The organism is uncultured Duncaniella sp. (assembly GCF_910578445.1).
Taxonomy (GTDB): domain Bacteria; phylum Bacteroidota; class Bacteroidia; order Bacteroidales; family Muribaculaceae; genus Duncaniella.
This window is the reverse complement of the sequence record NZ_CAJTQC010000076.1, coordinates 1-627: the sequence shown is the minus strand read 5'-3', so window position 1 is coordinate 627 and position 627 is coordinate 1. Positions and strand designations below refer to the sequence as shown.

The window sequence follows — 627 nt, the reverse complement described above, 5'->3', positions numbered from 1 at the left end:
ATTTTTGAATAATTTGCATCTGTTAGTCTTATTTAATTCTAACTTTTTTGATTTGTTTGCCGAAGATTTGAGGTGTTGAGAGGCAGGAGTTTGAAGAAAAATCGCTAACTTTGCAGTAGGATTGGCTAAGTCAGTCCGCGACATTCTAAAAATAAGAAGCGTTATGCTCATCTTGTAATTGGAAACGTAGGAAATTTTCAACAGCACAAAGATGGCATAGTGGTTCTCACGCTCATAGCGTGGGCTACTATTGTTACATCTGTGCAAAAGGTTTCCTACGACCCCCAATTAAGACGTGGCATAGTTGGCTCACGTTTCTTCATATAAATTGTAATTCTCTCCATCGAGTCAGTGGCAAAAAAATATAACATGAAGAAATTTTGTATTACTTATATGTCATTGGCATTGCTAATAACGATAGGGTGCACAGATGATACCGCTCCATCAGAAACCTATAGGGGCTATTTTACCGAGACTGAAGGTGGTATGAGATATGACTTTTATCAAGAGCCAGATACCACGGTACTAATACTAAACAACTCCAAAGTGCCTTGCGACTCCACAGAAACTATCGAGGAGGTGCCATGTGGTGATACTCCAATCTATATGGGTAAAACTTATATATTA

The 627-nt window shown here is 38.3% G+C and carries 1 protein-coding gene; it reads left to right on the top strand.

Translation table 11 applies throughout. The annotated features are described in order from the left end of the window. Positions 1-369 precede the first annotated feature (369 nt). Positions 370-627, top strand: a 258-nt coding sequence (locus tag QZ311_RS12385) for a hypothetical protein (protein ID WP_297068537.1), incomplete at its 3' end; no start/stop codon positions are given.